This window comes from Chitinophaga chungangae (assembly GCF_017742215.1).
In the GTDB taxonomy this organism is placed as follows: Bacteria; Bacteroidota; Bacteroidia; order Chitinophagales; family Chitinophagaceae; genus Chitinophaga; species Chitinophaga chungangae.
This window is the reverse complement of record NZ_JAGHKP010000004.1, coordinates 62382-77404: the sequence shown is the minus strand read 5'-3', so window position 1 is coordinate 77404 and position 15023 is coordinate 62382. Positions and strand designations below refer to the sequence as shown.

11 protein-coding genes are annotated in these 15023 nt (G+C 54.3%); 1 reads left to right on the top strand and 10 read right to left on the bottom strand.

Annotated elements, in window-relative coordinates:
- Window positions 1-14: 14 nt before the first annotated feature.
- From J7I43_RS20040 to J7I43_RS20025, 4 genes are read right to left on the bottom strand one after another with little or no spacing between them, the layout of a single operon-like run.
- Entirely contained in the window at window positions 15-1352 is a 1338-nt protein-coding gene (locus J7I43_RS20040; RefSeq protein ID WP_209147643.1) for a glycoside hydrolase family 71/99-like protein, read from the bottom strand.
- Window positions 1353-1354: 2 nt separating this feature from the next.
- Window positions 1355-2041 carry a DUF3823 domain-containing protein gene (locus J7I43_RS20035; RefSeq protein ID WP_209147642.1) on the bottom strand — a complete coding sequence of 229 codons (687 nt, stop codon included), beginning with the start codon at window positions 2039-2041 and terminating at the stop codon, window positions 1355-1357.
- A gap of 18 nt (window positions 2042-2059) precedes the next feature.
- On the bottom strand, window positions 2060-3937 hold the full coding sequence (locus tag J7I43_RS20030; protein ID WP_209147641.1) for a RagB/SusD family nutrient uptake outer membrane protein: 1878 nt from the start codon (window positions 3935-3937) through the stop codon (window positions 2060-2062).
- 4 nt (window positions 3938-3941) lie between these two features.
- Complete coding sequence (locus J7I43_RS20025) at window positions 3942-7085, bottom strand: SusC/RagA family TonB-linked outer membrane protein (protein ID WP_209147640.1); 3144 nt, start codon at window positions 7083-7085, stop codon at window positions 3942-3944.
- 318 nt (window positions 7086-7403) lie between these two features.
- Between J7I43_RS20025 and J7I43_RS20020 the strand changes: the two genes are divergently transcribed.
- Window positions 7404-9911, top strand: coding sequence for a hypothetical protein (locus J7I43_RS20020; RefSeq protein ID WP_209147639.1), 2508 nt, complete (start codon window positions 7404-7406; stop codon window positions 9909-9911).
- Here the strand turns inward: J7I43_RS20020 and J7I43_RS20015 are convergent.
- From J7I43_RS20015 to J7I43_RS19990, 6 genes are all read right to left on the bottom strand, one after another.
- Complete coding sequence (locus J7I43_RS20015) at window positions 9908-10072, bottom strand: hypothetical protein (RefSeq protein ID WP_209147638.1); 165 nt, start codon at window positions 10070-10072, stop codon at window positions 9908-9910. The genes J7I43_RS20020 and J7I43_RS20015 overlap by 4 nt on opposite strands.
- Window positions 10073-10181: 109 nt before the next feature.
- A complete protein-coding gene (locus J7I43_RS20010) occupies window positions 10182-11342 on the bottom strand; it encodes a M35 family metallo-endopeptidase (protein ID WP_209147637.1) in 1161 nt (386 codons plus the stop codon).
- Window positions 11343-11502: 160 nt separating this feature from the next.
- Window positions 11503-12228 carry a LytR/AlgR family response regulator transcription factor gene (locus J7I43_RS20005; protein ID WP_209147636.1) on the bottom strand — a complete coding sequence of 242 codons (726 nt, stop codon included), beginning with the start codon at window positions 12226-12228 and terminating at the stop codon, window positions 11503-11505.
- A gap of 9 nt (window positions 12229-12237) precedes the next feature.
- Complete coding sequence (locus J7I43_RS20000; RefSeq protein ID WP_209147635.1) at window positions 12238-12987, bottom strand: sensor histidine kinase; 750 nt, start codon at window positions 12985-12987, stop codon at window positions 12238-12240.
- Window positions 12988-13219: 232 nt separating this feature from the next.
- Window positions 13220-14059 carry a TraB/GumN family protein gene (locus J7I43_RS19995; RefSeq protein WP_209147634.1) on the bottom strand — a complete coding sequence of 280 codons (840 nt, stop codon included), beginning with the start codon at window positions 14057-14059 and terminating at the stop codon, window positions 13220-13222.
- A gap of 129 nt (window positions 14060-14188) precedes the next feature.
- Window positions 14189-14977 (bottom strand): SDR family NAD(P)-dependent oxidoreductase, encoded by a 789-nt coding sequence (locus tag J7I43_RS19990; RefSeq protein ID WP_209147633.1) that lies wholly within the window; start codon window positions 14975-14977, stop codon window positions 14189-14191.
- Window positions 14978-15023 lie beyond the last annotated feature (46 nt).

Sequence of the window (15023 nt, the reverse complement as noted above, 5' to 3'; positions counted from 1 at the left end):
GATGATTTTAAAACTTACCGGACAGGAAGCGTTGCGCTGTAGCCGCTTTCGCCGTGAAACCATTTGGCGGCCTGGCCCGAGAGCCAGAGGTAATGGTCGCTGGGAAGATCGTTTTCTATGCCGACGAACTGCCTTCCCCCATTGCCGTTGAGCGGCACTTCGTTCTGACGGGCGCATTTAAACAGCGCGGTGCCTTCGTCTATCTCGTCGAACATGGCGAGGTAAAGCGATTTGGCGCCGGACATTTTCGCGCCGGCCACCTGCTTCCAGAGGAATTCCCCTTTCATGCGCGGGATGGAATTGTACAACGAAGGATCGTTGCGCAGGTTGCCCCAGCTGAAGCCGGGGAAAGCCAGCGGCACATAATCCACCTTGTTGTTGTTGCACCATTGGATGTCGCCCGCCAGCTCGGCGCCCGCTACGTTGGCGTAGTTGTCGTTTCCATAACGGCCCACGGCCCATGGCATAATGATGTCGCTTTTTTTGATGAGGGCATGCAGCGCGGGGGAATTTTCCGTGTCGTTGCGCATCGTGCGCCAGTAATACGGCACGCCGAGCATTACGGACACTTTTTTGCTGGGGCCTTTCAGCCTGGTCACCAGCTGATCGGCGTCTGCGATCGTGTATTTGCGGTTGTCGTTAAAACCAACGCCCCAGATCACGACCAGCGGTTTTTTGTTGTGCCGCAGGTAGGTGGGATTGGTTTTGTTGTCGAAGAGGGAGAAAGTGCGCTGCAGTTCTTCCCAGTCCTGCTCCAGGTACGCCACATCGGCGGATGTACAACCGCTGAGGTCGTACATCACGCAGATGGCGCGGGAATATTTTTTAGCAGCTTTCAGCGCGTTTTCGAGCACTTTGTTAAAATGACGTTTGCCTTTTGCGTTCTCATTTTTGATCTCCACTACAAAACGCTGCATGAACACGCCGTCTATGCCGTAATCTTTCATCCATTTGAAATGGAGATCGACGGTTTCTTCGTCGTACGGACTGTACAGCGGCGCGTTGCCGCCATCGGCAAAAGAAAAGGGCGAAGGATATTTTTTCGTGTATTCCGTCATGTCCGGCCAGAAGTCCACCGCGGCGCAGCCGGGCATAAACCCGCCGCAGTTGCCGTTGCGGTAATGGTACCAGCCTCTTTCGGAAGCGTCGCCTTCTGCGGCGAACCATCCCTGGTAACCGGCCATCACCAGGCCTTTGTAGCTTGTGTACAGGCAACCGGTTTCGTCGTAGACGGCTTCCGGCACTTCAGGCGGATCGGGCGTGGGCGGCGGGTTGCCGCCGGTGCTTTTTTTGGAGCAGCTGATGCCCGCTGCCAGCACTACTGCCGCCAGGATCAAACAAACTTTTTTCATGATCAGATATCCAGTTTAACGGTCGGTGCGTAATTGGGTTTGGCTTCGGTGAGCGACATCAGCGCGCCTACGCGGAAATAATATGATTTTCCGAGCGGCATCTGCGCTTTGAACTCATCGGGATTATATTCCAGGCGGTACACGGTGTTAGGGTCCGCCGCGGCGTTGAGCGTTTGCTCTTTCTGGCCCAGGCGCATCGGTTCGCCCACGCGCGGGTCTTTATCCACGTAAATGCCGATCTTCTGCACGTTGCCGATCACGTTCTGCTGCAGGCGGAAAGTGGCCACCACCAGGTTGCCCTGTTTGCTGATATTCAGGTCCTGGATGCGCAGGTAAGGCGTTACGTTGAAATCCTGCACGGTTTTGCCGGAGATCCTGATGTCGATCGGCTCGGGCGTGACGAAGTTGCCGCGCACGGGGCGAACGGTGTACATGTTTTCGAAAAGCATGCTGTTTTCGTACGTGCCGTCGTTTTTAACGATGAGGTATTGCGGGCGCACGGGATCGTAACCATGTTCCACGATCTCGATGGTGGAACCGCGGACGATGTCCTGCTGAAGAAGTTCTTTCGTATCGGCGTCGATCAGTCTCCCGGAAAGGCCCGCGGTAGGCCCGTCGAAGTTGTCTTTTTCACATGCGCCGAAAAGGATCGCTGCAAGAAGAAGGAATAAATATTGTAAACGTTTCATACTGTTCTTTTTTGAATCTTAATACTGCGGGTTCTGTACAAGGCCATTGGCGCCGATGCCGGGAATGGAGCGGTAATAGGCTTTGAGCTCGAATGTGCGCGGATTGGAATTCGGCACCTGCACCCGTACGAAAATGTATTTGGTGGCGGGCAGCGCGCGGAGGTCCTGCAGCGGCAGCAGGGTGTGCATCACCCGGTTGTTGAACACGGTATGATATTCCCTTCTGCGGATGAGGTCCCAGAACCGTTTGTTTTCGAACGCCAGCTCCACTCTTCTTTCACGCTGCACATTGTCTGCCGTGAGCGGGATGTTCACCGTATGGCCCGCGCGGCGGCGGATGTCGTTCAGCGCTTTGGCGGCGGCGGTTGCATCGCCGGTGCCGCTTTCCACAACTGCTTCGGCAAAGTTCAGCAGCACTTCCGCGTACCTGAATTCCGCCCAGTCCGTCGTGCTTTGGTTCCACCCGGGAACGATCGGGCTGTTTTGATTCATGAATTTTTTGAAAGAGAAACCGGTACGGGTGTTGTTTCCGCCGTAAGTGTCAAAGCCTGAATACATCGTGGTGCTCGGCGCGCCATAAGTGTAGTAGGTATTGGCGCCTACGGTGATCTGGTCTTTGATGCGGATCACCGCCTGACCGTCGGGCTTTACATATCCCGCCTGGATCACGATATTGGTGCCTTTCCAGGTGGTGCCGGGCAGAATGGCCGTACCCCACAGGCGGGCGTCTTTGTCTTTGAAGATCTCGTTCGGCGTATCGAACCGGAGGTAGTTTTTCGAAGGATCGTAGCCGCCGTAATCCGTTACATTGCCGTCTACAGTAGTTACAACGGGAGCGCTCTGGCCCGGCGCGGCATAACTTTCATACAGGTCCACCATTTCCAGCGTGGGGTTCATCCTCCCGGGGTGGGGCCATCCGTTGGCCACCTGCGCGGGCTGGTACCAGATGTCGTAGTTATGACCGAGGTTGGCGCCGGGAAGATTATATCCTTTGATGAGAATTACTTCATCCGGTGCGTCGTTCGGGTTCTGGAACAACAGGCGGTAGTTTTCCGCAGCTTCCGCCGGGGTGGCGGGATTGGGCCGGAACAGGGAATACGCGCCATCGGTAATGATCGCCTGGCTCGCCTGGATGCAGGCTGCGTAATACCCTGCCGCGGCGGATGCTTCAAGGCCTACGAGTTTCTGCGTTACGGCATCGCCGCTCACCGTGGCGCGGGAGCCGAATTTCGCGAGAGAAGCGGCGTGCAGCGCGGCGCGGGATTTGAGCGCCAGCGCGGTGTATTTGTTCGCCCTGCGGCCTTTGGCCGTTCCGAGGTTGGTAGCGGCCACATCGCACAGTTCGAGCACATAGTCCCAGGTTTCTTTTTCCGTGCTGCGCGGCACTTTCAAAGGTTCGGCGCTGCCTTCGTATTTCTGCGTGGCCTTGATCAGCGGTACGCCGCCGTAACGTTTGGCCAGCGCAAAATATGCAAACGCTTTGATGAAATTGCTCTCGCCGGTCAGCGCACTTTTTTCCTCTTCCAGAATGTCCAGCGCGGGGATCGCGTCTATCAGCAGGTTCACGTCCCTGATGAGTTTATAACCCTGGTCCCACCATTGAAAATCGCCGTCGCCGAAGAAGTCGCCGAACTCGGTGTGCATGGCTTCTTCCGTCAGCATGGCCGCGCTGAAGCCGCCGTTGTTGGGGTCTCCTCCGTTCTGGTTAAATCCGGCCCTGAAATAGGCGAAGTCTTCGATCGGCAGCTGGTAATACAGGTTCGCCATGTAGATCTTCACGCCTTCCGGATCGCCGAACAGCACTTCCGCCGGGATCTTGTCGGTAGGCTTTATGTCCAGGATACCCTGGCAGCTGAACAGCATGCCTGTTAAGAATATTACGAATAACTTTTTCATTTTCTTAGAAATTAACGTTAACACCAAAGTTGAAAGCGCGCATCAGCGGATAGTTGAAACCTGCGTTGAACAAGCCTTCCAGCCTTTCCGGGTCGAAGGGTTTCACAAAGCTGTCTGCAATGGTAAAGAGATTAAAACCGTTCGCATACACGCGGATCTTGCTGATGCCGGAACGGTTGTACAATCCCGGCGCAATGGTGTAGCCCAGTTCCGCGCTCTTCAGCCTGAGATAAGAAGCGTCTTTCCTCCAGGTATCGGTTTCGGTATACATCCTGCCCACATCGAAGTTGAAGCGGGAAGCGGGCCATTTGCCGGCGATCCATTCGCTGTTTGGATCATAAGGGTCGGCTTTATGCCAGCGGTCGAAGAAATAAGCTGGCGTATTGCCCCTGAAGGCCATCACTTCCGCATACACTTCCTGGAACCTCACGGTATACATGGCGGCGCCCTGGAACAGCATGTTCAGGTCAAATCCTTTCCAGGATGCGTTCAGGCTCAGGCCGTAGTTGATGCGTGGCGCTTTGCCGGCGGGGTTCAGGTCGTTGTTGTTGCCATTGGCGCCGAAGTTCTGCGCCACCATATCCAGGTCGTTGATCACACCGTCGTTGTTGGCATCCAGAATGCGGTAGTCGCCGGGCAGTTCGCGGCGGTTGCCCTGGTCGCCGTTCTGCAGCGCATGCGTGTATACTTCGTCCATATTCTGGAACTGGCCGTCGCCGATGAAAGACCATACCCAGTCGTTGTTGCGGTAATCGTTCGCGTTCCTCCAGCGTTCCCAGCTGTTCAGGTCTTTGCTTCTTTCCACGTACAGGTTCATGCTGCGGAAGAAGTTGAAGTTGCCGGAAATGCCGTAATGGAAATCGCCGATGTTGTTGTTGTGGCCGACGGTTAGCTCAATCCCTTTGATCCGCGCGGAGTTCAGGTTTTCCTGCGGCAGGGAAGCGCCGAAGGTATTGGGCAGCGTCAGGTTGCGGTAGGCGGGCAAACCTTCCATATCGCGGCGGTAAACGTCTGCTTCAAGCGTCAGTTTATTTTTCCACAATCCCAGGTCCATGCCGATGTTCAGCGTTTTGGAACGGGTCCAGGTCAGCTGTTCGTTCACGATGTTGGGTGAAGCCGCGCCGGTGGTGAGGGCGCCGTTGGCAAACTCGTATTGTCCGCCGCCGGAGAGGTTGTAACCGACGATGTACTGGAAGGGCGCGGCCGCATCCTGACCGAGAATACCGTAAGAGGCGTCGAATTTCAGGTTGGAGATCACCGGTACGCGTTCTTTCATGAAAGGTTCTTCGGATATTCTCCAGCCTGCGGACACCACCGGGTAGAAGTCCCATCGGTTAGACGGATGATAAGCATAGTTGCCGTCTTCCCTGAATGCGAACTCCAACAGGTATTTGGATTTATAATCGTAACTGAACCGGCCAAGATACCCGATCATAGCCGTGCGGTTCTCATTACCGGAGTTTTCCATTTTGGCATTGCTGGCCCTGTCGATCTGGTCCATGGTATAAAAATCGTAGGTCCTCCTTAGCCAGGCATCACGCCCCCACCATTGTTGCGTTTCCATAACGAGCGTGGCAGACACATTGTGCACGTTTGCAAACTGGCGCTGGTAATTGACCTGCCCCTGCATGGTAAGGCGGGCGCCATTGCTGTAGTTGTTGGAGATCGTTGCGGCGCCTACGCGTTGCGGAGCGGCCACATATTCCCCGTTCACATAATTATAGAGTTTGTAAGGTTTCTGCACGTCTTTATTGGTATACACGTTCAGATCGTAACCGGCCACGCCGCGAAGGCTCAGACCCTGTACGAAAGGCACGGTGTAGTTCAGCGCGACGGTGGATTGGATATTTTTCGTAACGGATTCGTTGTAACCGGTGATATCCCTGTCAGACAGCACTACCGGGTTCTGCGTGGAAGGGCTTACGTTGAAGGGATATAAAGGATTGTTGTTGGCATACACCGTTTCGGTAGGCAGCGTTACGCGGGTGCCTTTGAAGATGTTGAAGAAGTTCTCGCCCGGCGTTTCCCTTTTGTCCCAGCGTCCGCCGATCAGCACTTCGAGCTTCAGGTTCTTGTGCAGCTCGGTGGTGAGGTTGGTGCGCAGGTTAAAACGGTCGTAGCCCATATCGTTGGTCTTGAGCAAACCTTCTTCGTTTGCATAAGCGAAGCTCACGAAGTACTGGGTCTTGTCGTTGCCGCCGGTGGCAGACAGGTTATGCTGTTGCTGCATGGCCTGTTTTTTCATGGTTTCGCTGTACCAGTCGGTGCTGCCATATCCCGGCGCGCCGTCGATCCATTTCTGGAGCTCGTCTTTGGTGAGGAATGGCGTGCCTTTTCCTCCCAATACGTCCGCATCGTTCCGCATTTGCATCCACTCGCTGGCGGTCGCCATTCTCGGCACGTCCGTCGGTTTCTGGAAACCGACCATGCCGTTGTAGCTGAAAGACGTTTTTCCTTTAGTGCCTTTTTTGGTGGTCACGATCACTACGCCATTGGCTGCGCGCAGACCGTAGATCGCGGCGGTGGCGTCTTTCAGGAAGGAAATGCTTTCGATGTCGTCTGCATTGAGGCGTTGGAATTCGCCGGCCCCGTCCCGCACGATACCGTCGATTACGAACAGCGGCGTGCCGAAGCCCCTGATGTTGATGCTGTTGTCGAACGTGCCGGGCTCGCCGCCGAGCTGCCTGATCTGCAGGCCGGCCACTTTACCCTGGAGTTTTTGCGCGATGCTGATGTTGGCCACCGTCTGGATCTCCTTGTTGGTGATATTGCTTACGGCGCCGGTGAGCGTTTCTTTGCGCTTCGTGCCGTAACCTACCACCACCACGCCAGACAGCTGCTCATCTGCAGGTGTCAATCGTACGTTTATTGTACTTCTGCCATTGATCTGTTCAACGGCGGTGGTCATGCCCACATAGGTAAATGTGATGGTGGTTGCTCCGGCGGGCACATTCAGCGAATATTCGCCTTTGGTGTTGGTGGTTACGCCTGTTCTTTTGCCGGCTGCGTCTACGGTGAAGACGGTTACCCCGGGGAGGTCTGCGCCGTCCCGCTCATCGGTAACCTTTCCCGTAATGGTTTTCTGCTGGGCTGCCGCGAACAGCGGGAGCAGGCAACACAGCACCAAAAAGTGATAGATTTTCTTCATAACGATTTTTTTCATGGAGTAGAAAAGGAATGCAGAATCTGGTTGAAACGTGGTATTCGAGAATTGGTTCGAGAATATGGATGCAAGTAACCCGGCAGGCATTAATAAATCGATTAATGAAAGCGTTAATAGCCGAATTAATTTTTAATTATTGATAAATTGATTGATTATCAATATGCACGAAGAAAGAATTGTAGAAATTTGTGCCGAAACTTTCCAAAATATGCTTATCTTAAAAATCGCATTTCACGAATGAAAGTACGGAACTGATCATCCAAAAGGACCGGTTATTATTATCAAAAGCATTTTAGGCCTCCGATGGGGAAACATCTATTTTTTATCTGCTGGACCCTTGTTTACAGTCATATTATATTTGGTCAATCGCACGGACTTGGGTTTTCCAGTCATGAGGTGGTGCCGGAAAAAAGGACATCCCTTCACCTGACCCCCGGGGGGCCCGTATGCCTGCGCGAACAAACCGACCTGAGTTTCGACCTGGAGTTCAGACCGAATATGGAGACCTATTTCGGGTATATCGTGCGGGTGATCACCACAGACCATCAGAATATAGACCTTGTATATAACCAGCGGCTCGGTGTATTCCACTGCGTGATCGGCGAAAAAGTGACGGGGGAGTTCCGGATCGATACCCTTCAGTTGTACCGCGGCTGGAATAATATCCGCATCAGTTTCGACCCGAAAGCCGGCGAGGCCGTGTTTTACAATAAAAACAATCCCGTTTGCCGGGGCAAGCTCGCCATCCGGGAAAATACCTGTGCGCATATCTATTTCGGCGCCACCAATTTCGAAGGCCACCAAACGCTGGACCTGCCGCCGATGAACATCAAAGACGTGCGCATCGTGCAGAACGGCGGGCTGGAACATTTTTTCCCGCTCTCCGAAAGCCAGGGCGCCTCGGCGGACGATACTGAAGGGAAAGACACGGCGGCGGTGCGCAATCCCGTCTGGCTCAAACCCAAACACCAGAACTGGGCGCACACCCACACCATCGAAACGGCGGGCACGCCTAGTATCGCGTTCGACCAGCAAAAGGAAGTATTATATATTATTACCGCCGATTCCACGTTCAGGCTTACCTTCAGGGATATGCAGGTGCGCGGCGATGCGCTTTCTTCCGGCCATACCCTGCTGCCGGACGGCAACCAGTCCATTTACGATCCCGTGCGCCGGCAGATCTACAACGTGCTGATCGACGAAAAAAAAGTGCGCCGCTACGATACCGCGGCCAGGCGCTGGAACGACCAGTTCACTTATACCGAGCTTACCGAGTACTGGCAGGCCAACAAATTCGTCAGCCAGCTCGATACCTCTTTATATATACTGGGCGGTTACGGCCAGCTGCGGTATAAAAATCTCGTCCAGCGGTATCACTTCCCGACGCAAACCTGGGAAACGGTGCCTGTGAAAGGCGAACATTTCATGCCCCGTTACCTCGCCGCGCTGGGCCTTAATGCGGGGGGAGACACGGCGTTCATCCTCGGTGGTTACGGCAGCAACACCGGCGACCAGTCCGTAAACCCGAAATACAATTACGAACTGAACGCTTACAGCGTGCGCGACCGTACGTTCCGCACCGTATGGAAGTTCCCCGAGCCCGCACGGCAGTTCTGTTTTGCGAACAGCCTGGTGATAGACACGGCCTCGCGCGATTTTTACACGCTCATTTACCCGACGGACAAATTCAATTCTTCGCTGCAGCTGATCAAAGGCTCGCTTTCCGCGCCGGAATACCAGCTGATGGGCGATTCCATCCCGTATTCGTTTTATGATATCCGTTCCTTCGCAGATCTGTATTATTGTCCCGTCAGCAAAAAACTGGTAGCGGTTACTTTGTACAATGCGAAGGAAAATACTTGCCAGATAAGGGTTTACACGCTGGACTTCCCGCCCAACGCGCTCGTGCCTGCCGCAGCTGCGCTAAAAAAGGGTTTCGGCGCATGGTGGGCGGTTTTGCCCGGCTTATTGCTCATCGCGATGCTGCTGGTGCGCCGCAAACGCCGCGGCAAAGCGGCCCAGGTTCCCCCAACCGGCGGGCAGGCGCCAGTACCCCTGCCGGAGCCAGTGCAGGAAGAACCGGAACGTTCGGCGGTATTCCTGTTCGGGCAGTTCGAAGCATTCGACAGGGAAGGGAACGACATTACGAAATTATTTACGCCGCTGCTGAAGGAATTATTCCTGCTCGTGCTGATACATACTTACAAAGACGGCAAAGGCATTTCGTCTGAACAGCTGTTCGACATCCTGTGGAACGACAAACCGCAAAAAGACGCGCGGAACAATTATTCGGTGAACATCGTGAAGCTGAAAGCGATTCTCGAAAAGGCTGGCGAGTGGCATATGGGGAAAGAATCGGGGAAATGGAAACTGGAAGTGCTGAACCATTCCGTGAAAGTGGATTATGCGTATTTCGCGCAGCTTTGCGCGCAGAAAAATGCCGCGTCGCGGCCGTTTATCCAGGAGCTGCTGGCCGTGGTGAACCGCGGCGCTTTCCTCAAAACGGTGCAATACGAATGGCTGGACGATATCAAATCAGACATCTCAGGGCAGGTGATCGACCTGTTCCTGCAATATATTTCCACGGCAGACCTTCATGCAGAAGCGGAACTGGTGCTGCGCCTCACGCACGCCATCTTCCTGTTCGACGCGCTGAACGAAGAAGCGCTCGCTTACCGCTGCCGCAGCCTTATCCTTCTTGGCAGGCACGGCATAGCCCAGGAAGCTTACCAGAAATTCGCGAAAGAATACAAGGAAAGTTACGGCCAGGAGTTCGGCCGTTCGTTCAAGGAGATCTCGCAGCAGGGCTAACCTTTCCTCCCGCGTGAGATCAGCCATATGATGAGGCCCAGCACCACTGCCACCAGCAGCAGCCCGGTCCATTCCCCGGCTTTAAAAATACCTTCCACCAGTTCACAGCTGCTCAGGGTAACCGCCAGTATCGCGAAGAGAAAAAACATTGCGTTCTTCATAACATCCTTTTCCCTCCAGGGATCATAATCTGTGCCGGAATGCGAAAACAGCAACAGCAGCGGGCTTTGCGCCGGAGGTCGGTTGTATGGCGGGGAGGTAATTCCACAGCTAGATCGGCGCATTGAAGGGGTCCATGCCGCGGGCGATGGTCACCGGCAGCCGCCGTTCGATCGTAACCTGGCCGGTATTGCCGGCGATATTCTGCGGCGGCAGCATTACGGTGCATACCACTTCGCCGGAAGTAACCCCTCTGTCTTCCAGGATGCCGCGTACGGTATTACTTACGAAAGCCTGTGTATTATCGCGGTCGAAGAGGTGCGAGGCGGCCGCGTCGTTGCGCGACATCATCCTGAAATTAGTACCACCCGCATGCAGCACCCATTTGAAACGCATGCCGCTGGCGTGATACTGGTTGCCTTCCATATCGGGTATGCCTTCGATGTTAAAAATAGGATCTTCCTGGAAAGTGGTTTGCGTGTAGATCGTGGTGCCGTCCGGCGCGCCGATGCTGAGGTTTTCGCCGCGGTAACCTGCCGCCCGGCTGGCCATATCGGCGGGCGGCATCGCGGTGAGGAAATGTACGAAACAGGAGTAACTGTCTGCGTTGAACAGCCGCGTGGCCGGCGCATCGCCTTCCGTTCCCGAATCTTCATGCGCTTCGTCTGTCGCCGCCACGGGGCGTACCGATTCCACGCAGTTGTCGTGGAAATAACCCGTATCGTCTACCCCGAGATAATAATGTGCTACTTCATGAATAATGGTGCCCGCCCGTTCCGCCAACGATTTGGTGGTAAATGCGGGAAAACAGATCATGATATTGTCGACATACACCGTATTGGCGCCTTCTCCTTCGTGCAGCGTATATGCGGCGCGGGTTTTCCCGCTTCTGCTGGTGCAGCGGCCGAAGCCATCTTCTCCCGAGCTGACGCACTGGTAGGTGGCGGTGCGGATATTGTTGCGTACGATGTCGAGCCGGCGGCGCACATTGTTGCGCGTGGGCCCGCTGGTATCCCTGAAAGAGAGGAACAGCGCATCGTTCACGCCCGGCGGCAGCGGAACGGTATCCATGATACTGATGGCCCGGGTGATCATGCTGAACGCTTCGGATACGGCACTATCCACCGTCAGCCTTTCATCGTCGTTACAATCTGCTGTAGCGCGTTGTATCATGGGCGGCGCAGGCGTGAAAAAATTCCCTTTCCCTTGCTGCGGAAAAAACGAAGAGGATTTGCCGGCGGGAGCGGCAGCCGGGGTTTGCGTTTGTTGCATGAGGCCTGGGGTTAATTCCTTATGAATTTACGACATTCCGGGCATAAAAAAGCCCGGCTGGACAACCGGGCACGGAATACTACAAATGGAAATTTTACAACTTTTAACAAAGTAAAATAAAATTTCTGAAAATAAATCAATCAATATGAGTGAGTTACGATCACACCCGCGGCTTGCCCTGCAATCTTTCAAAAAATCCGCCCCGGAAGGTCTGCCCGATGGGGATCTTCGCGTTGCCGATATAAACGTTATCGGAATCCGCCGTGCTGATCCGCGTGAGCGACACGATAAACGAACGGTGCACCTTTACGAAAAATTCCCCCGGCAGCCGTTTCTCTATTGATTGCAGCGTGGTATAGGTCGTAACCAGCCCGTCTTCCAGGTGCACGAACAATTTATTGCGCCGCGCTTCCACGTACAATATTTTTGAAAGTATTACCCCCACGATCTTATTGTCCGAACGCAGGTAGATCACCGGCGAAAACACCTCCGCGTTTTTTCCCCTCAGCAGCCGCACCGCCTTGTCTGCGGCGGTCAGCAATTTTTCGAACGTAACCGGCTTCATCAGGTAATCGATCACTTCATATTCGTAACCCTGCAAAGCATAATCGGGATAACCGCTGATAATGATGATCCTGCAGCGGGACCTTGTAATGTTCATAAATTCCAGTCCGCTCAGCTCCGCCATATGAATATCGAGGAACACGAGCTCCACGCCGCCGGAATTCACCAGCGCAAGCGCTTCCAGCGGACTGGTAAAAGTTCCTTTCAGATCAAGAAACGGGATCTTGTTGATCATCCGCGCGATCGTATTCCCGGCAAAGGCCTCATCGTCTACGATAATACAGGAAATCGGGGCGGGTTGCATGGTTGGGGGTACTCTCATAATTGCTTTTTATAGAAATATGATTAAAACGACAGTAAAGATCTGGCCGCATTCTTCGATGCGCAGGGAATACCTTTTGGGGTATAGCAAATCCAGCCGCCTGCGCACATTTCCTATGCCAACGCCGCTATGCCAGGGCTTGAGCTGGTTGCTGGTAAGATTGACCGTATTGAACGTAAGCACGGAACCGGTAACGTCGAGCCATATTTTCACAGGGTTCGCCCGGTTGTACACAATGCCGTGTTTCACCGCGTTTTCCACGAAAGGGATCAGCAGCATGGTGGGTATGCGCACGGACTTCACATCGCCCATCACCTCGAACAGCACATAATAATCCGGTTCGTACCGGAGGGAAATAAGATGGATATAGTTGCGGATGTATTTCACCTCTTCCTCCAGGCAAATACACCCGTCCCCGCTTTCGCGGAGGGTGTACTGCATCAGCTCAGACAGTTTCACCACGGCGTCCGCCGCTTTGATGGAGTATGGCTCCACCGTGCAGTAAATAAAATTGAGCGAATTAAAAATGAAATGCGGGTTGAGCTGCGCGCGAAGGAAAGAAACATCGGCACTGCGTTTTTCTTCCCGCATTTCCTGCTGCGCCTTCTTCCGTTTCCGTTCTTTCCGCACGCTGAAGAACCGCCAGCCGTAATAAGCAGTGGCCAGCAACATCACGTAACATCCCGCATACTCGATTGTGACAAACGGCGGCCAACAGGCGCCCCGCAGGTGAACGGATAACGGTAAGGATTCGTACATACACCAAAAATATGAAGCTGGCGCACTCAATGAACGTTCCTGCTACCAAAAGAATCGATTTAAGGACGAACGATCATTTTGGCAGGACAAAACATGTTGGCCGGCAATTTTATGAGTTTGGATGACGCATGAACCAACAGCAACAAATCAACTTTTGTTCGCTGAAAACCCTTACCACAAATGAGTTTGAAAGATATTACAAACGTGTATGGATTGCCGTTATAGAACCGGATTATTGTTTTGTTACCTGGAGATCGGGTTTGAATTTTTCTTTGGGAACGACGTTCACCGGCTCTACTTTGAACCCCTGCTTTTTCAGTTCCATCAGTAGGCCGTTTTTATAGGAAAGATGCGAGATACCCACCGCAACGAAGCTCCTTTTTTCCCGCAGGATCTTTGGAAGCGATTTCATCCAGTGCGCGTTTCTTTCTACCAACAGGTGATGGTGATCGCTGCCGGGCCCGAATGGTGGGTGTATGTTGAATTGATAATCATGCTGCAGCGCGCCGTAACTTCCTTCGTCCAGTTCTGTTCTTTCATTGCCGGAGATCTTTTCCCTGAAGAGTTTCGTGATATTGTCCGCCCATTCCTGCTCGGTAAGCCCGAACTGCAGGATGCCTTCGCGCACGGTAAACCCGCTGTCCAGCCCGATCAGCGAAGTATGGTGCTGCTGCGCCAGATGCAGCACGTGGGAATCCACGGATTCGTCTTCCGCTTTCATGCGGTCGTCTTTTTCGCCCATCAGTCTGCCCACGAGATGCGCGGCCAGCAGGTGCGGCGGGAAATGCACGCTGTCGAGCTCATGCAGCGGGTCCATGCCATAAGCGGCCAGTACGGAATCCATCATCCGGTAATCTGCCGGCGAGAACAATTTTGAAAAGGGCGTTTTACCGGTGAACGAAGGCATTTCGTTTTGCTGTTGATCGGGCAGGCTTTCCAGCACTACGTATTCCGCCGCGTGGATGGCCGCCATCACTTTGGGCAGCGTATCGATAAAAGTACCGCCGTAGCTGTGATTGGTACCCATCATGAAAGACACGTTGCCGTTAGGCGCGGTAATTTTCCAAAGCATGGTGCCCGGCTTTGAGGGTAATTGGGCAAAAACAAAAACGGGAAACAAAAGCAGCATCCAAATGCATACAAACTTCATAGGAGGAATTTTCACTCAATATAACACCCGCGGCCGGTTTTCGCAAACCGCTCAACCCGGTACGCCGCCGCAGGTAAGGTTCACCACCACGCCCGTGATGGCGCCTGCCTTTTCCGAAGCGTAAAATACGGCGGCGTTGCCTACATCGCTCAACGAAGAATTTCTGCCGAGGGGCGGTTTTTCTTCAAACAGTTCTTCCAGCTTTTTTCCCGCCTGGCTGGCGCGCAAACCGAACACTTCCCTGGCGTGCGAGCCTTTTTGCAGGGTTTCCGGGATGGCGTCCGGCCGCAGGCAGATCACGCGGATGCCTTGCGGGGCAAGCTCCCCGGCCAATTTCAGGCTCAGGTTCTCCACCGTGGCGTTAGACACGCCGAAGCCGCTCGCCAGCGCCGTGTACAGTTGCGAACCGGGCGTGGTGAGGGAAAATAGCACGCCTGAACGGCGCGGCGCCATCACTCTCGCGGCGGCGGTAGCGGTGATGAAATTCGTGCGCGCATACGTCAGCACCGGCCATTCGAACTCTTCGGGCGTCAGCTCCGCCATCGGAACGCCCTGCACATGGTACACGCCCACCGCGTTGAAGGAAATATCCAGCCGGCCTTCGCGGGCGACGATTTCCGCAAGATGCGCGTCTACCGCCTTTGCATCGAGCGCGTCTACCACGGCGGTTTCCGCAAAGCCGCCCGATTGGCGGATGCGTCCGGCCACTGCGTCCAGTTTTGAAGGTGTGCGGCCCGCGAGATATACACGTGCGCCCGCCGCAGCAAAGGCTTCCGCCGCCGCGCCGCCCAATGCGCCGCCACCGCCGTATACCACGGCTACTTTGTTGTTCAGCTCCATTTTTTTCAGATAAAGTTCCGCATAAACCTGTCAGCGGAATGGGGGT